At 64.4% G+C, this 25,407-nt stretch carries 13 protein-coding genes and 1 pseudogene; 12 read left to right on the top strand and 2 right to left on the bottom strand.

Features of this window, described 5'->3' with window-relative positions; translation table 11 throughout:
* The first annotated feature begins 324 nt into the window (after positions 1 to 324).
* From E8F20_RS03445 to E8F20_RS03400, 10 genes are all read left to right on the top strand, one after another.
* A complete protein-coding gene (locus E8F20_RS03445) occupies positions 325 to 1,104 on the top strand; it encodes an efflux RND transporter periplasmic adaptor subunit (RefSeq protein ID WP_280282455.1) in 780 nt (259 codons plus the stop codon).
* Positions 1,101 to 2,420: an HlyD family efflux transporter periplasmic adaptor subunit gene (locus E8F20_RS03440; protein WP_280282454.1), complete on the top strand. Its 1,320-nt coding sequence runs from the start codon at positions 1,101 to 1,103 to the stop codon at positions 2,418 to 2,420. The genes E8F20_RS03445 and E8F20_RS03440 overlap by 4 nt, the downstream gene beginning before the upstream one ends.
* Positions 2,417 to 4,513, top strand: a complete 2,097-nt coding sequence (locus tag E8F20_RS03435) for a biotin/lipoyl-binding protein (protein WP_280282595.1) — start codon at positions 2,417 to 2,419, stop codon at positions 4,511 to 4,513. Before E8F20_RS03440 ends, E8F20_RS03435 begins: the two co-directional genes overlap by 4 nt.
* Positions 4,514 to 4,537: 24 nt before the next feature.
* On the top strand, positions 4,538 to 5,338 hold the full coding sequence (locus tag E8F20_RS03430) for an aspartyl/asparaginyl beta-hydroxylase domain-containing protein (RefSeq protein WP_280282453.1): 801 nt from the start codon (positions 4,538 to 4,540) through the stop codon (positions 5,336 to 5,338).
* Positions 5,326 to 6,333, top strand: a complete 1,008-nt coding sequence (locus tag E8F20_RS03425) for a sulfotransferase family protein (RefSeq protein WP_280282452.1) — start codon at positions 5,326 to 5,328, stop codon at positions 6,331 to 6,333. The genes E8F20_RS03430 and E8F20_RS03425 overlap by 13 nt, the downstream gene beginning before the upstream one ends.
* A gap of 136 nt (positions 6,334 to 6,469) precedes the next feature.
* Positions 6,470 to 6,973: a GNAT family N-acetyltransferase gene (locus E8F20_RS03420; protein ID WP_280282451.1), complete on the top strand. Its 504-nt coding sequence runs from the start codon at positions 6,470 to 6,472 to the stop codon at positions 6,971 to 6,973.
* The gene (locus tag E8F20_RS03415; RefSeq protein ID WP_280282450.1) at positions 6,970 to 7,281 is read left to right on the top strand and encodes a hypothetical protein; all 312 of its coding nucleotides are present in this window, start codon (positions 6,970 to 6,972) and stop codon (positions 7,279 to 7,281) included. Before E8F20_RS03420 ends, E8F20_RS03415 begins: the two co-directional genes overlap by 4 nt.
* A 79-nt stretch (positions 7,282 to 7,360) precedes the next feature.
* On the top strand, positions 7,361 to 7,972 hold the full coding sequence (locus E8F20_RS03410) for a tail fiber protein (RefSeq protein WP_280282449.1): 612 nt from the start codon (positions 7,361 to 7,363) through the stop codon (positions 7,970 to 7,972).
* 99 nt (positions 7,973 to 8,071) lie between these two features.
* Positions 8,072 to 19,387 (top strand): Ig-like domain-containing protein, encoded by an 11,316-nt coding sequence (locus E8F20_RS03405; protein ID WP_280282448.1) that lies wholly within the window; start codon positions 8,072 to 8,074, stop codon positions 19,385 to 19,387.
* 51 nt (positions 19,388 to 19,438) lie between these two features.
* Complete coding sequence (locus tag E8F20_RS03400; RefSeq protein ID WP_280282447.1) at positions 19,439 to 20,929, top strand: TolC family protein; 1,491 nt, start codon at positions 19,439 to 19,441, stop codon at positions 20,927 to 20,929.
* A gap of 174 nt (positions 20,930 to 21,103) precedes the next feature.
* Here the strand turns inward: E8F20_RS03400 and E8F20_RS03395 are convergent.
* A pseudogene (locus E8F20_RS03395) lies at positions 21,104 to 21,454 on the bottom strand (copper resistance protein B); the annotation flags it as partial.
* Positions 21,455 to 21,727: 273 nt separating this feature from the next.
* On the opposite strand from E8F20_RS03395, the gene E8F20_RS03390 reads away from it, so the two are divergent.
* Positions 21,728 to 23,242, top strand: coding sequence for a DUF3300 domain-containing protein (locus E8F20_RS03390; RefSeq protein ID WP_280282446.1), 1,515 nt, complete (start codon positions 21,728 to 21,730; stop codon positions 23,240 to 23,242).
* Between the two features lie 13 nt (positions 23,243 to 23,255).
* Positions 23,256 to 24,152: a DUF2950 domain-containing protein gene (locus E8F20_RS03385; RefSeq protein ID WP_280282445.1), complete on the top strand. Its 897-nt coding sequence runs from the start codon at positions 23,256 to 23,258 to the stop codon at positions 24,150 to 24,152.
* 87 nt (positions 24,153 to 24,239) lie between these two features.
* Here the strand turns inward: E8F20_RS03385 and E8F20_RS03380 are convergent, their stop codons facing one another.
* Complete coding sequence (locus tag E8F20_RS03380) at positions 24,240 to 24,896, bottom strand: hypothetical protein (protein WP_280282444.1); 657 nt, start codon at positions 24,894 to 24,896, stop codon at positions 24,240 to 24,242.
* Positions 24,897 to 25,407 lie beyond the last annotated feature (511 nt).

The raw sequence follows: 25,407 nt of genomic DNA, 5'->3' as shown, positions 1-25,407 counted from the left end.
CCGGCTTCTTCAAGTGGGGGCGAATTTACTCGCGAAAGATCGTGCTCGGGCTGTTCGCGAGCAAGCTCGCTCCTACAGGCAATCCGACTTCATCCTGTACATCAGGCATTTCGATTGTCACAGGCAGAGCCGATGACTCATGACCACGTCCTAGGCATGTGGTTTTCCAGGTTCAAATGAACTCGCTCCCACGGCTGGCTGCCTATCCCCGCACACCACTCGGCGGCGAATCCTGACTGATGGCAAGTTAATTCCTCATCCCAGATTCCTATTGTCCGACAGCTCTCATAGACTCTTGCCCACTTCTATCCAGGGATGGCCTTGATGAAACGTACGTTGTGGACGCTGTTTGGGGTGATGGGGGTCGTCGCGGTTTCCTGGGCTGAGGAACCGCCCGCGCAGGACCCGTTGCTCGATGCGCCAGCCGCGGCCACCGCCACCGGAAGCGAAGCCCGTGGCGTGCTGCGTGCCCGCAACCAGGCCGTGCTGGCCAGCGAGCTGCCCGGGCGTATCGTCGAGATGCCTTACGCCGAAGGCCAGGCCTTCAAGAAGGGCGAGGTGCTGGTTCGCTTCGACTGCAGCGCCTACCAGGCCCAGCTGAATGCTGCCAACGCCGCCGTGCGTGCGGCGCGGGAAGAGCTGAAGAACAAGCAGCAACTTGCCGCCCTCAATTCGGTTGGGCGCTTCGAGGTGGCCGTGGCCGAGGCGAGGCAGGCCCAGTCCCAGGCCGAGGCGCAGGTTTACCAGGTGCAAGTGCAGCGCTGCCAGGTGAAGGCACCCTTCGACGGCCAGGTGGTGGCGCGCAAAGTGCAACCCCACGAGAGCGTTGCCAGTGGCGCGCCGCTGTTGGAGGTTGTGGATAACCGCACCTTGGAGATCCACCTGCTGGTGCCTTCGCGCTGGCTGGACCGACTCAAGCCCAACCAGTCCTTCGAGTTCGTCCCCGATGAAACCGGAAAGTCGCTGCAGGCTGTGGTCAAGCGCCTGGGGGCGCGTATCGACGAGGGCAGTCAGACGCTTTTGCTGATCGGTGGCCTGCCCGCGGATGCCGAGGGTCTGCTGGCCGGCATGAGCGGCACCGCGCACTTCCCGGAGACACCATGAACGCGGCGACGCCCGGTGCGGTCGAGCGTGTGTTCGCGCTCTTCCTCGGTCTGGAAAAACAGGCTCGCCAGGCGGCCAGCACCGAGCAGCTGGGCTTCGCCATGGTCAACGACGGACAGACGCTGTTCGGCTTTCGTCATGCCGCACTGCTGATTGCCGGCAAGGTGCAGGCGTTGACTGGCATCAGCCTGGTGGAGCCCAACGCTCCCTTCGTGGCGTTTGTCGAGCGTGCCGCCGCGCAATTGCTGGGTCAGGGCCAACTGAATGAAATCCGCGCCGTCGATGCTGCGCTGCTGGACGAACAATCCCGAGCGGACTGGCAGTCGTTGTCTGCCGCCCAGGCCTGCTGGGTGCCCCTGAAGGATCGCCGTGGCGAGATGTTCGGCGGGCTCTGGTTGGCCCGCGAGCAACCGTTCAACGAGGCTGAACTGGCCCTGCTGGCCCAACTCGGTGAAACCTATGCCCACGCCTGGCTGGCCTTGCAGCCGCGCAAGCCCTGGCGCCTGCGCTGGCCGAAGAAGAAGTTGTTGGCCATTGCCGGTGGCCTCTGCCTGCTGCTCCTGATGCCAGTGCGCCAATCCGTGCTGGCACCCGCCGAAGTGGTGCCCCTGGGCGGTCGCGTGGTGGCGGCCCCGCTGGACGGCGTAATTGCCGAGTTCCTGGTCAAGCCGAACCAGAGCGTGGCCGCCGGCGACCTGCTGGTGCGCTTCGACGCCACTAGCCTCAAGGCTCAGGCGGATGTCGCCGAGCGTACCTTGGGGGTGGCTGAGGCTGAGCTCAAGGCCAACTCCCAACGCGCTTTTGCCGACGCCGAATCCAGCTCACGTATCGACCTGCTGGCCGCGCGGGTGGAACAGAAGCGTGCCGAGCGCAATTACGCCCGCCAACTGCTGGCCCGTAGTGAAGTGCGCGCCGAGCGTGCCGGTATTGCCGTGTTCGCCGATGCAGAGCGCCTCACCGGCAAACCGGTACAGACCGGTGAGCGATTGATGCAGATCGCCGACCCACGCCAGGCCGAACTGCGCATCGAGTTGCCCGTAGGGGATGCCATCGCCCTGCAGCCCGGCGCCGAGGTGGCGCTGTTTCTCGACAGCGATCCGCTGAACCGCCACGGTGCGCGCCTGGAACGGGCGGCCTATGAAGCCCAGGCCACCGCCGCCGGGCAACTGGCCTACCGCCTGGACGCTGCCTTCCTGGAAACGCCGCCCCGCATCGGCCTGCGCGGCACCGCCAAGCTCTTCGGTGACCGCGTGCCGTTGGCGTATTACCTGCTGCGCCGGCCGCTCGCCGCGCTGCGCCAGAGTCTGGGCTTCTGATGCTGCCCGCACTGCGTCCCGACCTGCAGCTGTCACCGGCGGCGCCAGCGCTCGACGGTGCGCCCCAGTGGACACTGGCCGACCCACTGAGCGGACGGTACTTCAAGCTCGGCGCCGCCGCGGTGCGCCTGCTGCGTCATTGGGCGCTGGGCGATCCGCAGCGGGTGCTGGAGGCCGCCAATACCGAGCCCGGTCTGCCTCTGGGAAAGGAGGAGATCGAGGAATTGCTGCGTTTCCTTGGCAACCACGATCTGATCACTGGCCTGGATGACGCGCAGCGGGCCAGCTACGCCGTGAAGGCCACGTCTGTGCGCCAAAGCCCGTGGAAGAAGGTGCTGCACCAGTACCTGTTCTTCCGAATTCCGCTGTGGCGGCCCGACGCCTTCCTCAATCGCGCCTGGCCTGTACTCGAGCGCAATGGCCACTGGTTGCTGCGTTGGGGGCTGCCGCTGGTGTTCGCCCTCGGCCTGTTCCTGGTGGCGCGGGACTGGCAGCGCTTTATCGCCACCTTCCCGCACCTGTTCAGCTTCGGCGGCGCCCTGGCTTTTGGTGTCGCCCTGACCTTCGCCAAGCTCTGTCACGAGTTCGGCCATGCCTTCATGGCCAAGCGTGCCGGCTGCCGGGTGCAAAGCATGGGCCTGGCCTTCATGGTGCTGCTGCCGATGTTCTACACCGACGTCAGCGACGCCTGGCGGGTCAAAGACCGTCGTTCGCGGCTGCTGATCGGCGCCGGGGGCGTGCTCGCCGAGCTGGTGTTGGCTGTGCTCGCACTGCTGGCCTGGTCGCTGCTGCCGGACGGGCCGGCGCGCACGTCGGCCTTCATGCTGGCAAGCGCCACCTGGATCACCACGGTGCTCATCAACCTCAACCCGTTCATGCGCTTCGATGGCTACTTTCTGCTCAGTGACCTATGGGGCGTGGAAAACCTTCAGGCGCGGGCCTTCGCCCTGTGTCGCTGGCGCCTGCGCGAGACCTTGTTCGGTTACGGCGAGCCCATGCCCGAACCCTGGCAGCCGGCCATGGCGCGGCGCCTGATCGTCTGGGGCTACGGCTCGTGGCTGTGGCGCGCGGTGCTGTTCTTCGGGATCGCCCTGGCGGTCTATCACCTGTTCTTCAAGGTGCTGGGCATCTTCCTGATGCTGGTGGAACTGGTCTGGTTCATCGGCCTGCCGATCTGGCGCGAGCTGAGCGAATGGTGGCAACGCCGCGACCAGGCCGAACCTCGCACGGTCGTACTGGCCGGGGTTGGGCTGGCGATGCTGCTGGCATTGCTGGCGCTGCCCTGGCGCGGTTCGGTGGAGGTGCCGGCGTTGCTGGAAGCCTCCCGCGCTACCACCCTGCACGCACCGGTGGCCGCGCGGCTGAAGGCGCTGCATGTGAAGGATGGTCAGGCGGTGGAAGAGGGCGAGTTGTTGCTGGAACTGGAATCCCCGGACCTGGACGCCCGGCAGTCCATCGTTCGTCGCGAGATAGAGATTCTCCAACTGCAGCTGCGCCGTCAGGCCGGGCGCAGCGAGACCGCCGCCGACGCCGGCATTATCGAGCAGCAACTGGCCGAAGCCTTGGCTGAGTACCGTGGCCTGGCCGCCCAGCGTGAGCGCTTGCAACTGCGTGCGCCCCAGGCCGGAGCGGTGCGCGACCTGCTGCGCGACCTGATCCCAGGCCGCTGGCTCAACCCCGGCGAAACACTGGCGCGCGTGGTTGAGCCTGGCCTGCGCCTGCGCGGCTACCTGGCCGAAGAAGAACTCTGGCGGGTGGAGCCCGGTGCCGAAGGGCGCTTCATCGCCGACGACCCCGCGCGCCCGGCTCTGCCGGTGCGGCTGGACGAAGTGGATGCCACTGGCGTTGCCTATCTGGAACTGGAGGCCCTGAGTTCCGATCACCATGGCCCCATTGCCGTGCGCCGCGACGCCCAGCAGCGCGCCGAGCCGGTACAGGCCCAGTACGGCGTGCGCCTGAGTCTGTTAGAGGACGACATCCACCCGGCCCAGCCCCTGCGTGGTGTGGTCGTGCTGGATGGGGAAGGGCAGTCGCTGCTGGGCTCCGCCTGGCGAAAACTGGCGGCGTTGGGCGTGAGGGAAAGTGGTTTCTGATCTCCAAGGAGCAAGGACGGTTCCATGCCAATCCCCCCATTGCCGATTTGCTCGCGCCTGCCGCTGAGGTTCGCGCTGGCCCCCCTGCTGGAAGCCCTGGCGCTTATCGAGGCTGAGGCATGGCAGAGCCACTTCAACACCGGCTACTACGAAGGCGACTGGAGTGGCGTCGCACTGATTACCCCCGAGGGCTCGCTCTTGCCGCTGGCGCCAGGGCAGGGCTCCCCCATCCGCAGCACCTGGTGGCAGCGCGAGGCGGCCTGGAAAGAGCTGCTCGGAGCCTTCCACACCACAGTGCGCAGTGCGCGCCTGCTTCGCCTGGGCCCGGGGTCGCGAATCCATGAGCATCGCGACCTGGATCTGGGCCAGTCCGGCAGTGACGTGCGCCTGCACATCCCCTTGCTTAGCCCGGTCGGCGTGGAGTTCCTCGTCGATGGCCTGCAGGTGCCCATGCAACCTGGCGAGTGCTGGTTCCTCGACCTGTCACGGCCGCATCGGGTGGACAACCCAGGGCCGGGGGAGCGCATCCATATGGTGCTGGACTGCCAACCCAATGACTGGATGGTTGCTGCCATCGATCAGGGCCTGCCCACTACTCCCATGCTGCAACAGGGTAGGGCGGGGCAGGACTTTGCACGATTCCGCCAGTTGGTGGAGCAGGACGCGAGCCTTGCCCAGCGACTGCGGTCGTTGACTGAGGTTCGCGACTTCTTGCAGGAAACCGTCGAACTGGCTGCCGCGTGCGGCCTGCACTTTTCCGAGGCGGACGTCCTTGCCGCCATGCGCCTGGGCAAGCAGGCGTGGAGCGAGCAATGGAAAGCATGAATTTACCCAGCGATCTTCACGGCTGGCTGCCGGTACGCGCCTGGCAACACGACGGCGAGTGGCGCCTGGACTGGTGCTGGTTCGGTGAGCAGCGGCTCACAAGGCCCTTCTTCCGTGACGACGTTGACCTGGCCCTGCGGTTGCCGTTCAACCAGGCCTTGCGCCGCGAAACGGGACTGGATGCGCTGCTGGAGTGGCACGTCTCCAGCCCGGGGCTTGCGCCGAGTGCCCTGATCTTTCATGCCTCCCGCTGCGGCTCGACCCTGATGGCCCAGATGCTGGCAAGCCTTGAACGGCATGTCGTGCTGTCCGAGCCTCCGCCGCTGGATAGCCTGTTGCGCGCGCATTTCCACGATCCCTCCGTTGCGTCGCAGCAGTCGGCGTGGGTCGCAGCGCTGATGTCGGCCTATGGCCAGCGCCGTAGCGGGGGCGAGCAGCGTCTGATGGTCAAGCTGGATGCCTGGAACGTGTTCGAAGCGCCGCTGCTACACGACCTCTACCCGAATACGCCGCGCATCTTTCTGTACCGCGATCCGCTGGAAATTGTCGTTTCCCAATTGCGCCAGCCTGGCATGCATCGGGTGCCGGGCATGCTGGGGCCATCGGCCCTGGATTTTGCCGGTGAGGACATCGCGGCGATGTCGCCGCTGGAATACACCTGCCGCACGATCGGACGCATCCTCCAGCAAGGGCTTGAGCTGTGCCGGGTCCATGGCGGTATACCGGTTAATTACAGCGAACTTCCCGATGCGCTCTGGGGACGCCTGGCTCCTGTGTTCGGCCTCGGCGAAGCCGATACGCCGAAGCTGCGGGATATCGCGGCATTCGATGCCAAGCAGCCGGCCATGTGGTTCAGCGCCGACAGCCAGCGCAAGCGTGATGAGGCCAGCGGCGAAGTACGCGTGGCCGTGGAACGTTGGGCGGACGATTCGTACGAAGGATTGGAGAGCTTACGCCACATAGATCGGACATGTCCGACAGGCTTTGGTGATTAGTCGTATTGATTATTAACCAAGCGGTGGCTATTGGCCGGCAGGTTCAGCTAATCTCTCGCTGTTGAGGTCGCGTGATATCAAAACAATAGGATGCCGACTCTCCCAGGCGGGTAGGTCAGCAAGGACGCACGGCACCATGGCAACTATCGAGTTGAACCTTCGCCCCATTGCAGAAGCCGACCTGGTTTTCCTGCGGCAGCTTTACGCGACCAACCGTGCCGATGAAATGGCCTCCACCGGCTGGAGCCAGCCGGCCATCGACACCTTCCTCGCTCAACAATTCGACGCCCAGCACCGCTATTACCAGGAGCATTACCACGATGCGCAGTTCTCGCTGATCTGCCATCTGGGTCAGGCCATCGGCCGGCTGTATGTCTTCCGTGGTCCGACCACTCTCAATCTGATCGATATCGCCCTCTTGCCCGAATGGCGCGGGCAAGGCATCGGCACGCGCTATCTACAGGCGCTGACCAACGAGGCGGATGAAGCCGGCAAGGCGATTCGCCTGTTCGTCGAGCCTGGTAATCCGGCTACGCACCTGTACAGCCGTTTCGGCTTCGTCGTCACGGGCAATAACCGCGTGTATCTACAGATGCAGCGCAGCGCCAGGACTTCACTCGCACAGGAAGCATCGGCATGAGCCTGATCCCGACTCGACAGGATTTCGAACAGCAGCTTCATCAGCCATGGCAGCTGAGCTGGGAGAGCGGCGATGGCGTCGCCGTGACGCTGATCGAGGTCAGCGAGGGCCAGGCGATGAACTCACGCCATGAATGCTACAGCGCCATCTTCGCGCAGCCGGTTGGCATCCAGATGCCACAACACAGCTATCGGTTGCGTAGCCCCAGTAATGCCGAATGGACGGTGATGCTGAGCCCCATTGGGCCGGATGAGGACGGCGAGCACCATTTGTTGCAGGCGGTGTTCCACTGCCGCAAGGCCCTGTAGGGCGGTCCGGATTAAAGAGGTTGTCCGCGCATCGATGCGCACCCTGCCGCCTGGGCGGCATCAACAAGGAGCAACAGCAATGAGTGATCCCTTCCTCGGCGAAATCCGCATGGTCGGCTTCAACTTCGCCCCCCGTGGGTGGGCCTTATGTCAGGGCCAAGTGATGTCCATCGCGCAGAACTCCGCCCTGTTCTCGCTGCTCGGCACGCTGTACGGCGGCAATGGCCAGGTCACCTTCGGCCTGCCGGACTACCGTGGACGCAGCCCGGTGGGACAGGGGCAAGGCCCGGGCCTGAGCCCGATCGATATCGGTGAAGTGAGCGGCTCGGAAAACGTGACCATTCTCTCCAACCAGATGCCGGCCCACACCCACACCGCGACGCCCACCAGCAACTCCATCAGCGCGTCCGGTCAGGCCTCCATACCTGCTGCGACCACCGGTACCACCCAGGCCAATCCAGGTCCGACCACTGTCCTGGGCCCGATCGCGGCTGCTGGCCGTGCTGGCAGCCTGTACGCCACCGGTACCCCGGATACCACCCTGGCACCGTTCAATGTCAGCGTGCTGGGCGACATGCCGGGCATCAACATTGGCATCAGCGGCGGCAGCCAGCCCCTGGCGATCCGCAACCCGTTCCTGGGCACCAACTTCGTAATCGCGCTCGAGGGCATCTTCCCGTCGCGCAACTGATCCCGGCCCGCCCCGGGCGGATTACTGGCGTCGTAACAGTACAGGGGGGGAAGGCGAGACTCGTCTTCCCCTTCGTTGAATCGCAGTAGGAGGTGTTCCATGTGGTGGAAGAAGACTGCTCGCGAGCAAGTGGCCGCTCAGCCGGCTCGCTCGGCGCTTGCCTTGGCGCTCGAAGCCCGAATGATGTTCGACGGCGCAGTCGCTGCTACCGCGGTGGACGCGGCGGATACCGCACCTGCTACTGATGCCTCTGGTCACCAGGGTGCTCAGGCCAATGCTACTCAGCATGACAGCTCGACCGAAAACCTGGCGGCGACGCCGTCGGGCACCTCCGACAATCGCCAGGAAGTAGTCTTTGTCGACAGTAATGTCAGAGATTACCAGCAGCTCGTCAGCGGCCTGAAACCGGGCACCGAAGTCGTGGTGCTGGATGCAAACAAAGATGGGCTGCAGCAGATTGCTGACTACCTCGACGGTCGCAGCGGCATCGATGCCATTCACATCCTTAGTCACGGCGATGTGGGCAAGATCCAGCTAGGTAACGACTGGCTGGACAGTGGCGATCTAGCCGCTCGTGGCGAGTTGCTCGATGCCATTGGCCAATCCCTCGACAAGGATGGCGACATCCTGGTCTACGGCTGTCGAGTGGGAGATGGCGGCGCGGGCAACGACTTTGTCCAGACCCTGGCCAACGCAACTGGCGCGGATGTCGCCGCCTCGGACGACATGACAGGCGCGGCCGGATTGGGCGGTGATTGGACCCTGGAGCGAAGCCAGGGCACTGTCGAAGCCAGCGCGCTGCTTGGTCTGGAGACCTACAACGGGTTGCTGGCGACGCCCGCGGACCAGAATTTCGACGCGCTTCCTCTCGCGGGCCAGGGGAGCAACAGCGTCACGATTGGCGGGGTCACCTACTTCAACAACGACAGCATTGACATTTCGATCGTCAATAACGGTTTCATCGCGGGCGACACGGACCATGCCCTCGCATACAGGAGCACGGGCCCCAACACCTCTACGGAAGTCGGATTCAAGACCCAGGATGGGTCGGAATTCAAACTGAACGGTTTTGTCGTGGACCGTGGTTTTGGCTTGGACAACTCGTTCACCATCAGCGCCTATCGCAATGGTCTGCTGATCAATACCAAAGTCGTCGATGTATCGTTGGGCACCGCGACCTTCAACGTCAGCGGCGACAGCAATTGGGAGTACATCGACGAAGTCAGGATCACCGGAGCTGACCTCGACGTCGACATCGATGACATCGATTTCAGCGACGCTGTTATCCCCGATACCACGCCGCCAACGGTGACGTCCGTCAGTTCCAGTACGGCCAATGGCACCTACAAGGCTGGCGACGTCATCTCGATTCAGGTGACCTTCAGCGAGGTGGTCACGGTCACCGGCACGCCCCGGCTCACCCTGGAAACTGGCGCCATCGATCGGGTCATCAACTACAGCAGCGGTTCCGGGTCCAACACCCTGACCTTCAACTACACGGTCCAGGCGGGCGATACCAACACCGACCTGGACTATCTCAGCACCGGCTCCCTGGCCCTCAACGGCGGCACCATTCGTGATGCCGCCGCCAACAATGCCACCCTGACACTGGCGTCACCGGGCGCTGCCGGTTCGCTGGGCGCCAACAAGAACATCGTGATCGACTCGGCGCCGAGCATCGGCAACGTCAACGGTGAAAGCGTCGACTGGGCAGGAGTCGGCAATACGGTCACGCTGGATTCGGACAACAACGCTGTCATCAGCGATACCGAGAAGGGCGCGCTCAACAGCGGCAACGGCAACTGGGCCGGCGCAAGCCTGACCGTGCAGCGCTCGGGTACAGCCGTTACTACGGATACCTTTGGCTTCAACACCTCGGGTGCGCTGTTCACGGTCAGCGGCAGCGACCTGCAGTCCGGCGGCCAGACCTTCGCCACCTTCACCTCCGCTGGCGGCGTGCTGACAATCACCTTCACCAGCAGCGGCACCACTGCCACGACCGCCCTGATCAACAACGTGGCGCAGCGCGTTACCTATAGAAGCGATACGCCGGCTGGCGACGCGACCGTCCAGTACGCCCTGAGCGATGGCACCTCCACAGCCACGGCTGATGTCACGGTCACCAGTGACACGATCTACGTCACCAGCACTTCCGATGACGGCTTGATTGATGCGAGCAACGGCGTAGGCCTGCGTGAAGCGATCGCCATTGCGGCGGCTGATGCAACGGGTACGCAGACCATCATTCTCGGCAGCAGTGTGGCGGGCCAGACCATCACGCTTGGCAGCGGCCTGAGCCTGGGCGAGAGCCTGAGCTTCAATGGCGATTCGGCCACCGGCCTGATCATTACTGGTAGCACCATCACCCTGGGTGGCGGTACCACTACAGGCTTCACCAACGCCAGTGGCAGCGTCACTCTCAACAGCACCCTGGCAGGCACTGGCGCGCTGGCCAAGTCCGGCGCGGGCACCCTGACGCTTGGCTCTACCAGCAACAACGGTGGCTGGTCCGGCGCGATGTCGGTAACCGGCGGTACCCTCAATGCCGATACCGGCTCGCGCTTGTCGAGTGGGGACCTGACCCTGGACGGCGGCACCCTGGCCATGACTGTGACGGGGGCGGCAGGGACGACTACCACCGTCGCCAACGCGGTCACCTTGGGGGCGGGTGGCGGCACCATCAGCGTCGGCGGTGGCAGCGGCGCCAACATCGCCAACTTCAGCGGTGTGATTTCCGGTTCCGGTAGCTTGACCAAAACCGCGGCGGCCATCCTGCAGCTCAGCGGCAGCAACAGCTACGCCGGGACGACCACGGTCAATGCGGGCACTCTGTCTATCAGTGGCGATGGCAATCTGGGAAGCGGCGGCGTCGTCCTGAACAACACCACCACGCTAGCGGTGACGGGCCCCACTACCATCGACAACGCCATCACCCTGAATAGCTTCGCCACTATTAACAACAGCGGGGCGGTAACGCTGGATGGCGCCATCAGCGGTGGCGGCAATTTGGACAAAGTCGGTGGTGGTACGCTGACTTTGACGGGAACCAACAGCTACCTGGGCTCCACAACGGTGAGTTTGGGCACCCTGAGTATTGCCGGTGATGCCAACCTGGGCAGTGGTGGGGTGAACCTGAACAGCGGCGGGGCGCTGACGGTGACCGGTGCGACCACCATCGATAACAACATTGCCCTGGGGGACAATATCTCGCTCACCAACACCAACGCGGTCACCCTGTCGGGTGTGATCAGCGGCGGTGACAACTTCAGCAAGTTCGGGGCGGGCACCCTGACGCTCAGTGGCACAAACACATATACCGGCACTACCGAAGTGAGAGCCGGCACCCTGAGCATTACCGGTGACCAGAACCTGGGCAGCGGCGCCGTGAGCTTGCTCAGCGGGACCACGCTGAGCATCACGGGCAACACCACGATCGACAACGCCATCGGCCTGGCCGGTACGGCCAGCCTGGCGTCCAGTGCGGCGGCCACCCTCTCCGGCGCCATCAGCGGCTCGGGCGGCCTGACCAAGACGGGCACCGGCACACTGATCCTGTCGGGAACCAACAACTACACCGGTGCCACGACGGTGTCGGCGGGCACGCTTGCCGTGAATGGCAGCACCACCAGCGCCACCACCGTCGCCAGCGGCGGAACCCTGGCCGGCAGTGGCACCCTGGGCGGTGCCGTGACCATCCAGAGCGGCGGTATTCTGTCGCCCGGCAATTCCGGCTCAGGCGCGCTGACCATCATTGGCAACCTGGGCATGGCCACCGGCAGCACCCTGGCGGTGGATATCAACGGCACCACTGCCGGTACCGGCTTCGATCAGCTGGTGGTCACTGGCACGGTGGACGTTTCCGGCGCGACCTTGGCTGTCAATCACGGCTATGCACCTGGCAACGGCGACGCCTACACCATCATCTCCAACGATGCCACCGATGCCGTCACCGGTGCCTTCAGCGGCCTGGCCGAGGGCGCTACCACCACCGCAGGTGGCAACAGCACGGTACTGACCGCCAGTTACATCGGCGGCACCGGTAACGACTTCATCCTGACCGCGCCGATCAACGCAGCGCCTGTTGTCGGCAGCCTCAACGGCGACAGCATCACCTTCACCCAGGGCAGTGGCACCGTCCTGCTCGACATCGGCAGCAACGCCACCGTCATCGACTCCGATTCGCCCGATTTCGATGGTGGCAACGTCACCGTGTCCATCGTCACCAACGGCGTAGCCGGCGAGGATGCGCTCGGCATTCGCAACCAGGGTACCGGCGCGGGGCAGATCGGCGTCTCCGGCAGCAACGTGACGTACCAAGGGACCCTCATCGGCAGCTTCACCGGCGGCAGCGCCGGGGCCGATCTGGTCATCAGCCTCAACAGTTCGGCCGATGCAGTGGCCGTCCAGGCGTTGATTCGCAACCTCAGCTACAACAACACCAACGCCACCAACGGCATCGGCCAGGCCGACCGCACGGTCCGTATCACCGTCAATGACGGCGATGGCGCCACGTCCAGCAATGCCGATGTAACGGTTGCCGTGGTCGAAACCGTAGCGCCGACTACCGTCAGCATCGTGGTTGCCGACACAGCACTGAGCGCTGGCGAAACCAGCACCGTCACCCTCTCCTTCAGCGAGGCGGTGACGGGCCTCACCACCGCCGACTTCACCGTGGCAAACGGCGTACTCAGCAACCTCAGCACCTCGGACGGCGGTATCACCTGGACCGCCACCCTGACGCCGGATAGCAATGTCCAGGACGCCGGCAACCTGATTACCCTGAACAACACCGGCTACACCGATCAGGCCGGCAATGCGGGTGTCGGCACCACAGATTCCAACAACTACGCCATCGACACCCAGCGCCCGACAGCCAGCATCGTCGTGGCAGACACCGCACTGAAGGCCGGCGAAACCAGCACCGTCACCATCACCTTCAGCGAGGCGGTGACCGGCCTCACCACCGCCGACTTCACTGTCGCCAATGGCACGCTCAGCAGCCTGAGCTCGTCCAATGGCGGCATCACCTGGACCGCCACCCTGACGCCGGATAGCAATGTCCAGGATGCCGCTAACCTGATCACCCTGGACAACACCGGCTACATCGACCAGGCCGGCAACGCGGGTTCCGGCACCACCGATTCCAACAACTACGCCATTGATACCCAGCGTCCCAACGCCACCCTAGTCGTGGCCGATACCTCGTTGATTGTGGGCGAAACCACCACGGTCACCATCACCTTCAACGAAGCCGTGACGGGGCTGGACCTGGCCGATTTCACCGTCGCCAATGGCAGCCTGAGCAACCTGAGTTCGGCGGATGGCGGCATCACCTGGACGGCCACCCTGACCCCGAGCGCCAGCGTCGAAGACAGCGGCAATCTCATCAGCCTGGACAACACCGGAGTGATCGACGCCGCCGGCAATACCGGCATCGGCAGCACCGACTCCAACAACTATGCCGTCGATACCCAGGCTCCGTTGAACGCAGTGCCGGGCGCGCAGGTCACCAACACCGTGACTCCGATCGTGTTCAGCAGTGGTAACGGCAATGCCCTGACCGTGACCGAGGGTGGCAACCTGACCACCGTCGTCTCGGTGGCCAGCGGCACCCTCAGCGCTACCACCGGCGGCGGCGCGATCATCAGTAACAATGGCACCGGCAGCGTGACCATCAGTGGCACGGCAGCAGAAATCAACGCCGCGCTGGAAGGGCTGGTCTACACCCCGGCGGCGGCCGGTGGTACCAGCATCAGCATCCAGTCCACCGATGCCGCCGGCAACAGCGACAGCGACAGCGTCGCCGTGACCGTGAACAACAGCACCCTGCTGGTGACGTCCAACCTGGATACCGGTGACGACCAGACCGGGGGCGCCAGCTTTGCGGCCGACCTGGCTGATGGCAATGGCCTGAGCATTCGCGAAGCGCTCTTGTGGGCGCGCGCGGGCGACACCATCACCTTCGACCTGAATGGCGCGCTGGCCGGCAATCAGGGCGGCACTATCGTCCTTGGCGGCAACCAGCTCGACATCAACTACAGCAACCTGCGCCTGGACGGTGACCTGAACGATGACGGCGTCGCCGACGTGACCCTCTCCGCCAACGGCGCCAGTCGGGTGATGCAAGTCGGTAACAGCCTCGCGGGTGTCGAGATTTCCGGCCTGGTGCTGACACAGGGCAGTACGGGTGGGGGAGGCGCCGGTCTCAATATCGGCTTCGGCTCCAGCGTGACCCTTCGTGATTCGGTAGTCAGCAACAGCACGGATACTGGCCTCGGCGGTGGCGGCATTTATGCGAGTGGCGCGAACCTGACGATGGTCAACAGCACCGTCAGCGGCAATACCAGCAATACGTTCGGCGGCGGTGTTCGTGTGGTGGGGTCTGGCGGCACGCTGACGATGCTCAACAGCACCGTCACCGGCAACACCACCACCGGCGCTGGCGCCCACGGCGGCGGCCTCCAGTTCGGCGGTACTGGTGGTTTGACCATCATCAACAGCACCTTCAGCGGCAACGCCGCCCTTGGCGCCGGCTCGCTGGGGGGCGGTATCCGTGTCACCAGCGGTACGTCCTTCATCTACAACACCACAGTGGTCGGCAACGCCGCGTCCGGCAGCGGTGGCGGTATCCACGCCAATGGCGCCGACACGCTGGTCAACACCGTGGTCGCCGGCAATACCTCCGGTGCCGGCGCCGCCGCGGCAATTGGCGGTTCGCCGCTGGCTACGGGCGGTATCGCAGACGACGTCGCCTCGACAGTCGAGACCGCCACCAATAGCTATTTCGGCAGCAATGTCAGCATCACCACTGCCAGCGGTGTACTGAACAACCAGGGCACCGCCAACCTGCTGCTGGGCAACCTGGCCAATAACGGCGGGTCGGTGCAGACCCACAAGCCCCAGGTGGGCAGTGCATTGCTCGACGCTGGCAGCAATGCCGGCCTGCCGCTCGACACCTATGACCTGGATGACGATGGCAATACCACCGAGGTGCTGCCGATCGACGCTATAGGCAACGTGCGGGCCACTGGCAGCGCGGTCGATATCGGTGCAGTGGAAGCCAATGCACCGCCGGTGCTGGGCAACGTCAATGGTGGCGGCAGCTACACCGAGGGTGATGCGGCCATCGTGATCGATGCCGATGCCAGCGTGTCCGATGCGGACCTGGACCTGCTCAACGGTGGCAGCGGCAACTACGACGGTGCCTCCCTGGTCGTGGTGCGCAATGGCGGCGCCAATGCCAGCGACCTGTTCGGCTTCCTCGAAGGCAACGGCATCACCCTGGTGGGCAGCAGCCTGATCAAGAACGGCCAGGTGATCGGCAGCTTCGACACCAGCACGAGTGGCCAACTGACCCTGACCTTCACCGACGCCAACGGCCAGATTCCGACCACGGCGGACGTGAACCACATCCTCCAGCAACTGACCTATGCCAACAGCTCCAATGACCCGGTCGCCAGCATCGCCCTGAGCTGGACCTTCGCCGATGAACTGGGCGCCACTGCGGTTGGCAGTACGCTGGTCAACCTGGTGGCGGTCAACAACGCACCAACCGCCGCCGCCACCGGCAGCAACCCCACCCATACCGAGAACGGCGCCGCCGTCGATCTGTTCAGCGGCATCAGCGTCGGCACGGTCGAAGCGGGCCAGAGCATCACCGGCCTGACCTTGACCGTCAGCAACCTCGCCAACGGCGCCAGCGAGATCCTGAGCATCGACGGTACCGACGTCCTTCTGGTCAACGGCGCCAGTGGCACTACCGCCAGTAATGGCATCGGCTACAGCGTCAGCCTGGTGGGCGGCACCGCTACCATCACCTTGACCCATGCCGGTCTGAGCACTGCAAGTGCCCAAGGCGTGATCGATGGCATGACCTATCGCAATAGCAGCGAAGCGCCTGCTGCCGGTAGCCGCGTGGTTAACCTGACCAGCATTCGTGACAGCGGCGGCACCGGCAATGGCGGGGTGGACACCAGCAGCCTCTCGATTACGGCCACCGTGAACGTGGTGGCGGTCAACGATGCACCGGTCATTACTGCACCGGGTTCCATCAGCGTCACCGAAGATGTTGCCCAGGCCCTGAGCGGCATCTCCTTCAGCGACGTGGATGCCAGCACTGGCAGCGTCACCGTGACCTTCAGCGTGGCCAGCGGCAGCCTGGGCGCCATCAGCGGCAGCGGTGTCACCGTGGCCGGTTCCGGCACCGGTACCCTGACCCTCGTGGGCAGCATCAGCGATATCAATGCCTTCATCGCTGCCAATGGCGTGAGCTTCACCGCCGCAGCCAATGCCACGGCCAACGTGACCCTGACCATCGGCATCGACGATGGCGGCAATACGGGTACCGATCCAGGCAACTCCGGCACCGGTACCTCCGAAGCCTCCAGCACCACCGTCACCCTGGCGGTAAGTGCGGTGAACGATGCACCTTTCAACAGCCTGCCGGTGGTGCAGGGCGTCAACCAGGATGCGAACCTGGTGTTCAACGCCGGCAATGGCAACCTGATCAGCATCAGTGATGTGGACGTCGGAGGTGGCACCCTGCAGGTCACCCTGACTGCGACCAACGGCCTGATTTCCTTGAGCGGTATCAGTGGTCTCAGCTTCAGCAACGGCGACGGTACTGCCGACGGCAGCATGACCTTCACCGGCACATTGGCGGATATCAACAACGCCCTGAACGGCCTGACCTTCAGCCCAACCGCCGGCTACAACGGGCCGGCCAGTATCCAGATCAGCACCAGCGATCTGGGGGGCACAGGCAGCGGCGGCGCCCAGACCGACACCGACACCCTCTCCATCACCGTCAACCCGATCAACCCGGTGATCATCGACATCGGCGTCAGCAACCCGGATGGCGGCTACAAGGTGGGCGACGTCATCACCATCACCGTCACCTTTGATCAGGCGGTGATCGTCGACACGTCCGGCGGCGTGCCCACGCTGCTGCTGGAAACCGGCCTGCTGGACCGCACTGTCACCTACGTTTCCGGCTCGGGCAGCAATACCCTGACCTTCAACTACACCGTGCAGGCGGGTGACCTCAGCGCCGACCTGGATTACCAGTCCAGCGGTGCCCTGACGCTCAACGGTGGCAGCATCCGCAATGCCGGTAACGCCAGCGCCATTCTGACGCTGCCGACCGCGGGCGGTGCCGACTCCATCGCCGGGCAGCACGGCATTGTCATCGACGGTGTGGTGCCGCAAGTCACCAGCGTCAGCGTACCGGCCAATGGCACCTATGTGGCCGGTCAGAACCTGGACTTCACCGTCAACCTCAGCGAAGCGGTGACCGTCGACACCACTGGCGGCACGCCGCGAATCGCTATCACCCTGGACGGCGGCGGCACGGTGTTCGCCGACTACCTGAGCGGCTCTGGTACTACGGCGCTGGTGTTCCGCCTGACCGTCGCCAGCGGCCAGCTCGATACCAATGGCATCAGCGTCGGCGGCGCCATCCAGGCCAATGGCGGCACCCTGCGCGATGGCGTGGGTAACGACGCCAACACCAGCCTCAATAACGTCGCCAGCACTACGGGTGTGCGGGTGGATGCCGTTGTGCCGGTGGTGGGCAGCGTCAGCGTGCCGGTGGGCATTCCCTACAACGCCGGCGATACCCTGACTTTCGTGGTCAACGCCAGCGAGGCGGTGATCGTCAATGGCATCCCGCGCCTGTCCCTGGATATCGGTGGTACCACGGTCTTCGCCAACTACGTGGCCGGTTCCGGTACCAGCACACTGGTGTTCCAGTACACCATCCAGGTGGGCGACAACGACGCCAACGGCATTGCCGTGACCGGTCTCGCCAGTAATGGCGGCAGCCTGCTGGACGCCGCTGGCAACGCCATGACGCTGACGCTGAACAGCGTTGGCGATACCAGTGGCGTGATCGTCGACACCGTCGCGCCCAACCCGAGCGGCATCGTCAGCGTCGATCCGTCGCCCACCAATGCCGGCAGCGTGCGCTACACCGTGACTTTCAGCGAAGACGTCAGCGGCGTGGACCTCGGCGACTTCACCCTGGTGACCACCGGCAGCGCAGGTGGCAGCCTGACCGGCCTGGTGCAGATTGACGCCCGCACCTATCAGCTCACTGTCGGCGGCTTGAGCGGCACCGGTACCCTGGGGCTCAACCTCAACGGTTCCGGTACCGGCATCGTCGACGTTGCCGGCAACGCCGTCAGCGGCGGCCTGGTCGGCGCGGTGTACAGCGTCGACCGTGATGTGCCCACCGTCACCGGCGTCAGCGTTCCGGTCGGCGTGCACTACAACGCTGGCGACACCCTGACCTTCGTGGTCAGCGCCAGTGAAGCGGTCATCGTCAACGGCGTACCGCGCCTGGCCATCGACATGGGCGGCACCACTGTGTTCGCCGATTACGTGGCGGGCTCGGGCAGCAGCACACTGGTGTTCCAGTACACCGTCCAGGTGGGCGACAACGACGCCAACGGCATCGCCGTCACGGGCCTGGTGGCCAATGGCGCGACCCTGCGTGATGCCATCGGCAACTCGATGAACCTGACGCTGAACGGCGTTGGCGATACCAGTGGCGTGATCGTCGACACCACGGCGCCGAACGCCAGCGCGACAGTCACGCCGCTGCCCACACCCGGCAGCGTGCAGTACACCGTGACCTTCGACGAGAACGTCACCGGCATCGACCTCGGCGACTTCAACGTGGTGACCACCGGCAATGTTACCGGCACCCTGCAATCGCTGGTGCAGGTGGATAGTCGTACTTTCCTGGTCACCGTCAGCAACGTGGCAGGTGCTGGCACTCTCAGCCTCGGCCTGAACACCACCGGTACGCTGATCACCGATACCGCAGGCAACGCCATGCTCAGCGGGTTGCCGGCGCAGATCTACAGCGTTCCGCAAAGCGATGGCGATCCGGAGTTCCGCGCCAATCCGCCGGTCATCGTGCCGCCGGAGCCGACGGTGCCGGTGGACACGGTACTGCCGAATCCGCCACCGCCGCCGTTCACCTCGCCGCTCATTCCGCCGCCGCTGTTCGAGCAGCCGACGCTGGGCAGCGGTATTCCGACCCTGGGCAATATCTTCATCAACCAGAGGGGCCTGGCGCCCAGCTTCATCGCCCAGGTATTCGGCAGCAGCGACGGCTTCGGCGATGGCTCCGGTTCGGGCTTCCTCGGCTTTGGCGGGGGCGATGGTGGTGTGTTCGGCAGCAGCAGCCTGTCGAGCTTCTTCGACAAGGAGGTGCCGCAGGACTCCGAAGAAATGAAGCTGTTCGACGGCAAGCAATGGAAGGGCGGCTCCGGGGGGAGCGGCCAGGGCATCTTCGGGGCGCCCACGCTTGGCCAGCAGTTGCAGGACATCAAGGACAACGAGCAGCGTCAGGTCAGGGAACTGGCGATGGCGCTGGGACAGATCCAGGTGGATCGCCCGCAGGCTTGAGAACAACGAATTAGAGATCTGTAAGTGCCGTGTATAGGGGGCGGCCCAAGGATGAGCAAAGCAGCGAAGCTTTTCACCGTAAGCGTACTGGCGCTGGCGGTCACCGGTTGTGCGGTGACCAGCCAGCCCATCGACCGTAGCGTCAGCGAACAGCGCGCCCGCGCGGACCTGGCCACCATGTTCAAGGACCAGGAACCCCTCAGCGGTCCCCTGACTTTGCATGTGGCCATGGCCCGAGCGGTGAAGTACAACCTGGAGGCACGCCTCAAGGTGATGGAAGAAGCCCTGGCCAAGCGCCAGGTGGACCTGGCCAGCTTCGACATGCTGCCGCGCATGGCCATGGAAGCGGGCTACGCCGGGCGCAGCAACGTCAGCGCCTCAAGTAGTCAGAGCGTGCTGACCAACACCCAGTCGCTGGAACCTTCCACCTCCCAGGACCGCGACCGTGGCGTGGCGGACCTGACCATGGTGTGGAACGTCCTCGACTTCGGCGTCAGCTACGTCAGCGCCAAGCAACAGGCCGACCAGCGACTGATCGTCCAGGAACGACGTCGCAAGGTGGTCCACACCATCATCCAGGACGTGCGCTCGGCCTACTGGCGTGCCGTGGCGGCCGACCGCCTGCTGAAGCAGATCGACAGCCTGATGGCACGCGTCGACGAGGCTCGCTCCAGCAGCCAGCGCATGAGCTCGGAGCGCATTGGCGACCCGGTGCAGGCCATGAGCTACCAGCGAGCGCTGATCGAGGCCACCCGCCAGTTGGAAGAGCAGCGCCGCGCGCTGTCCCTGGCCAAGACCGAGCTGGCCGCGCTGATCAACCTGCCGCTGAACACCGACTTCACCTTGGCTGCCACAGATGATTACCAGGTGCCGGAACTCAAGGTGGACATGAACCGCCTGGAAGAAGAAGCCTTGGCCAGCCGCCCGGAACTGCGCGAGCAGGACTATCAGGCGCGCATCAGCGCTGCCGAAACCCGCAAGGCCATGCTGCGCCTGTTGCCGGGCCTGGAGTTCTCCGCTGGCGGCCATTACGACAGCAACTCTTTCCTGGTGAACCAGAGCTGGGCCGACTACGGCGTGAAGGTCACCTGGAACCTGTTCAACGTCCTCTCCGGCCCGGCCGCTATCGACGTCGCCAAGGCTGGCGAGTCCGTCGCCGCTGCCCGTCGCCAGGCTATGTCCATGGCGGTGCTGGCGCAGCTCTACGTGGCGAACGCCAACTTCCATGAGGCGCAGCGGCAGTTCCAGACCAGCGAAGAACTGGCCAAGCTGGACGGACAGATCGCCGAGCAGCTGCGCAATCGCTACAAGACCCAGAGCATCGGCGAGCTGGACCTGATCCAGGGCGAGCTGAACACCCTGCAGGCGCAGCTCAAGCGAGACCTGTCTTACGCCGAACTGCGCAACGCCTACGCCCAGCTGTTCGTCAGCGCAGGCGTCGATCCGCTGCCCGAGACGCTCCCGGACGACAAGCTCGCCACCATCGCCAATGCGCTGGAGAGCGGTGAGTCGCGCTGGGAGAGTGGGGAGATCGGTAAGTAGCTCGGAGGATCGCAGGCCGCGGGGCACGCTCGCTGTAGGTTGGGTGGGCCCGGCGGCGTTTCGCCTGGGTCCATCTGCGTGAGCTGAAGCCCACCCCGCGCGGCTGCCTCAAACATCTCTGACGTGAGTCGCCCCTCTACCGCGTGCGGGAGAAGGGCCGGGGGTGAGGAACGTTCAGAACCACAGCCGAACACCCGCCACGATGCGGACTTCGTCATTGTCTTCACCTTCTTCGCGTGCGAAGTCGGCGGTGTTGCCGTCGTTGCGGTTCCAGGTCACGCCCACGTAAGGGGCGAACTGGGGAGTGATCTCGTAGCGCGGACGCCGTTCCAGCTCGGCATTGGCCAGGCCAGAGCCGACGCCGCGCTCGTGGTCGTTGCGTCCGTAGAGGTTCACTTCCGCCAGGCGCTGCAGGATCAGTCGGTTGATATCGCTGCCAATCCAACCCGAGGCGTCCCAGCTCAGCACGCTGGCATCCTCGGCGTCCTGGCACTCCAGTTGGTCCAGCAGGAAGCAGCTGTTGATCCCGCCAGCGGCGACGCGTTTGACGAAGGTCCGCCGCGAGGTTTTGCACTGCATGCCGTTTCAATCCAGTCAGCCAGAAAGGGCGCCGCGCAACGGCCTGTTGCGCGGCTCACTTGCAGAACTGCCGCATCGGAAAACGGCGGGTGATTACATTTCTGTCAGTTTGGCCGGGCTCGTTGCCGGCCTCTGGGCTATCGTTTCTCCACGGCAGCGGTAAGGCTCAGCCCATTGCCGGGTTCAGGGACAACCACTCCTTTTGGCGGGAGAAACGCCATGTCTATCCGCACCCGATTCAGCTCCATTCTGCTGGCCTTGCTGGCCTTGCTGGCTTCCGGCGTCAACCTGGCCTTCGCCGCCACGGATGTCGGCATCTCCGCCGCCGAAAGCGATGACGCCCCCACGGCTGGCGTTTCCGCAGTCCCGGCCGTTGACGCCGCAGCGACAGCCGCCGCACCAGCAGCCACACCAGCGACGCAGGCGGTGTTCAAGACTGAAGAGCTCGACCAGATGATGGCGCCCATCGCCCTCTATCCGGATTCCCTGCTGGCCCAGGTGCTGATGGCAGCGACCTACCCGGGCAACGTGGCTGACGCCGTCGCCTGGTCCAAGGGCCACCCGGAGGCCCAGGGCGATGCCGCCGTGAAGCAAGTGGCCGACCAGCCCTGGGACCCCAGCGTGCAATCCCTGGTGGCCTTTCCGCAGGTGCTTGCCACCCTCGGCCAGGACCCGGCCTGGGTGCAGCGTGTGGGAGATGCCTTCCTGGCCCAGCCCAATGACGTGATGGATTCCGTCCAGCGGCTGCGGCGCCAGGCCCAGGCCGCCGGCAACCTGGAATCCAATGAACAGCAGACGGTCAGTGTCCAGCAAGCCGCGCCCGCGCCCAGTTCCACCACCACCGTGGTGCAGCCGGCCGCCAGCACCCAGACCATCGTCATCGAGCCCGCCGACCCGCAAGTGGTCTACGTGCCCAGCTACAATCCCACCGTGGTTTATGGCAGTTGGTCCTATCCGTCCTACCCGCCGCCCTACTACCCACCGCCGCCCAGCTATGGCTATCCGGTTGCCACCGCATTGGCGACGGGCCTGGCCTTCGGCGTCGGCGTGGGCATCGTCAACTCCCTCTGGGGCGACTGCGACTGGGGTGGCGGCGACGTCGATATCGACGTCAACAAGTACAACAACATCAACAGCAACAGGCAGATCAACCGCAACCAGAACAAGTTCGTCCATAATCCCGTCAATCGCGACGGCGTGCCCTACCGCGACAACATAAACCGCCAGCAGAATGGCTTGCGCCTTTCCGGTAGCGAGCAGCGCGAGGCCCTGCGTGGTTATGACGCCAACCGTACCGCGCAACGCCAGCGCGCCAGCCAGAGCTTGCAGCAACGGGGCATCCAGGCGCCCGCCGGCAGCAACCAGCAGGCGCGCGAACGCGCGCAGGCTGCAACCCGCGATCTGCGCAACGACCCGCAGGCGCGCCAGCGCGCCGAAAGTGCGGTGCAGCAGCGCCAGCGCACCGACGCCAACCGGCCGCAACAGCGCCCGCGTGCGCAGAGCAACCAGCAAGTGAGGCAACAGGCCCGCCAGCAACACACCGCCACCCGCCAGCAGGCACCGCGCAACAACGCCTTTGCTGGCGCTCGTCAGCCGTCCCAGACGCGTGCGGCTGCCAGTCGGGGCGAGGTCAGTCGGGCCTCAGCCTCGCGCCCGCAAAAGGCTTCTGCCGGCCGGCAGGTACAACGTCCAGCCCACACACCGTCTCGTGGCGGTGGTGGCCGTAGGCGCTGAAAGGAGACAGCCCATGAACCGCGTATTCCACATCCTCGCCCTGCTGTCGCTGGCCGCTTGCGCCATCAGCGCCAATGCAAACGAACGTTTCAAGACCCCGGAGGCTGCAGCTGATGCCTTCGTCGCTGCCCTCGGAACCGAAAAGGCCAATGCCGATCGCCTGGCTGCACTGCTCGGCGCCGATTGGCAGGACTACATCCCCACCAAGGGCATCGAACGCAAGGACGTCGACGCCTTCATCGCCCACTACAAGGAAAAGCACGAGATCGACATTGCCACCAAAGGCCGAGCCCACATAGTCGTTGGCAACGATCCGTGGACGCTGCCGATCCCCATCGTCCAGGGTAAACAAGGCTGGAGCTTCGACGCCAAGGCCGGTGGCGAGGAGATTCGCCTGCGCCGCATTGGCCGCAATGAACTGGCCGCCATCCAGGCCGCCGAGGCTTACCACGACGCGCAGATGGACTACGCCGAAGTCGACCGCAACGGCGACGGCGTGCTCGAGTACGCGCAGAAATTCATCAGCACCGACGGCCAGCACGACGGCCTGTACTGGGCCGATGAAGACGGCACCGACGAAAGCCCCCTCGGCCCCCTGTTCGGCGGCCAGACCAAGGGCGACGACTGGCACGGCTACCACTTCCGCATCCTCACTGCCCAAGGCCCCTCGGCTCCCGGTGGCGCCTACGGCTACATGCTCGGCAAGGCCATGAGTCGGGGCTTCGCCCTAGTCGCCTGGCCCGCCCAGTACGGTGACAGCGGCGTGATGAGCTTCATGATCAGCCACGAGGGCCAGGTCTTTCAGAAGGACCTTGGCCGTGACAGCGAAAAGATCGCCAAGGCCATGAAGATCTTCGACCCCGACAGCAGCTGGGATGAAATTCAACCCCAGGACGCGCCGGGGTCGTAAGGCGTTTGCCCGGAAAGCAAAAGCCGCAGGGGCACGTGGGCACCCTGCGGCTCTCGTATAAGGTCGGGCTTCCTTGCCCGCCCACGCTTACCAGGAGGCGAGCGCGGGATTCATGCGAGCAGGAACCTGGGCGGTAGTCCGGTTGGCGGCCCACTTGACCAGCAGGGTCATCGCGGCGAAGCCAAGGCAGATGAGCACCGGGTAGGCGAACATGATGTCGCTCAGGGAGTATTTCCAGCTCAGCGGACGGGCAATACCCAGCATCGCGCCGTAGAACCAGGACACCCCGGAAACGACACCCGAAAACAGCGCGAGGTTACGGGCATTGATGTCGAGCTTGAGCAGGCTGCCGGCCTTGTCCATCGCCGGCATCACCACGCTGTGCAGTACCCAGCCGTTGAGGGTCAGCAGTGCGACGACCAGGATCTTGGCCTGCAGTTTGGGGTTGAGGAAATACACCGCGCCCTTCTGCGAGTAGTCCAGCGCCACGATACCGATTCCGGTCACCCAGAGTGCTGCCAGGGAAAGCAGTACGGTCTGCTTCAGCGCATGCAGATGTTCCTTGTCGGCAGCGGTCGAATCACGGCCCTGGAACAGTTGCTTGATCATGGCGATATCGCTGGTCAGCACCATGCCGATAGCCACGCAGCAAGCGATGAGGTGGGCGTAGACCACGCCCATGCGAGTCAGCTCCATGGTTGCCGGCTGTTGGAACAGGGAAGCAACAAGATGAAAAAGCTCCATGGTTTACCTCTTTCTAACAATTTGAGCGGCTGTACTGATGCAACAGCGGCATTGGAATTATGTATTTGCACGTTCGCCGTTTACTGCGAACGAAGGCCTACCCTTGGCCTTTTTTCGGGACGAAAAATCCCCGGCACATGAACTCTCATGCACTGTGGAGTCGTTCCGGATTTATGTAGAAGTCAGTCGCGTCATCAGTGGTGTTGATGGCAAGTCGCGTCCTGATCGCCGGGGCATAATAATCGCAACATCCCTTTTTTGTTCAAAAAACGATCAAATCCCCGACCGGCGGCAGTGTCGGCGACGGTTATAACAGCCCTGCAGAAAGTAAGGGATCGCCTCTAAACCGCTGGTTTCCGATACATCCGGAACCCCTCCGGACGCCTCCGAAATTTTGACTATCACTGGGTGGCGAATTGGCCATCTGATGGCTGATTTGCTGCGTTATCGCAATCCCCGCCATCAACCCGCGGGTACATCCGGGGTACCCATCCATTCCTACCAATTCTGC

The organism is Pseudomonas sp. BN415 (assembly GCF_029871195.1).
Classification (GTDB): Bacteria; Pseudomonadota; Gammaproteobacteria; order Pseudomonadales; family Pseudomonadaceae; genus Metapseudomonas; species Metapseudomonas resinovorans.
This window is presented reverse-complemented; position numbering and strand designations above follow the sequence as displayed.

What these genes read in the sequence shown, in the direction of transcription:
- E8F20_RS03430 (WP_280282453.1), top strand. Translation starts at nt 4,538, where the DNA reads ATGCCAATCCCCCCATTGCCGATTTGCTCGCGCCTGCCGCTGAGGTTC.
- E8F20_RS03380 (WP_280282444.1), bottom strand. Translation starts at nt 24,896, where the DNA reads ATGGAGCTTTTTCATCTTGTTGCTTCCCTGTTCCAACAGCCGGCAACC.
- E8F20_RS03420 (WP_280282451.1), top strand. Translation starts at nt 6,470, where the DNA reads ATGGCAACTATCGAGTTGAACCTTCGCCCCATTGCAGAAGCCGACCTG.
- E8F20_RS03410 (WP_280282449.1), top strand. Translation starts at nt 7,361, where the DNA reads ATGAGTGATCCCTTCCTCGGCGAAATCCGCATGGTCGGCTTCAACTTC.
- E8F20_RS03440 (WP_280282454.1), top strand. Translation starts at nt 1,101, where the DNA reads ATGAACGCGGCGACGCCCGGTGCGGTCGAGCGTGTGTTCGCGCTCTTC.
- E8F20_RS03425 (WP_280282452.1), top strand. Translation starts at nt 5,326, where the DNA reads ATGGAAAGCATGAATTTACCCAGCGATCTTCACGGCTGGCTGCCGGTA.
- E8F20_RS03390 (WP_280282446.1), top strand. Translation starts at nt 21,728, where the DNA reads ATGTCTATCCGCACCCGATTCAGCTCCATTCTGCTGGCCTTGCTGGCC.
- E8F20_RS03400 (WP_280282447.1), top strand. Translation starts at nt 19,439, where the DNA reads ATGAGCAAAGCAGCGAAGCTTTTCACCGTAAGCGTACTGGCGCTGGCG.
- E8F20_RS03385 (WP_280282445.1), top strand. Translation starts at nt 23,256, where the DNA reads ATGAACCGCGTATTCCACATCCTCGCCCTGCTGTCGCTGGCCGCTTGC.
- E8F20_RS03445 (WP_280282455.1), top strand. Translation starts at nt 325, where the DNA reads ATGAAACGTACGTTGTGGACGCTGTTTGGGGTGATGGGGGTCGTCGCG.
- E8F20_RS03405 (WP_280282448.1), top strand. Translation starts at nt 8,072, where the DNA reads ATGTGGTGGAAGAAGACTGCTCGCGAGCAAGTGGCCGCTCAGCCGGCT.
- E8F20_RS03415 (WP_280282450.1), top strand. Translation starts at nt 6,970, where the DNA reads ATGAGCCTGATCCCGACTCGACAGGATTTCGAACAGCAGCTTCATCAG.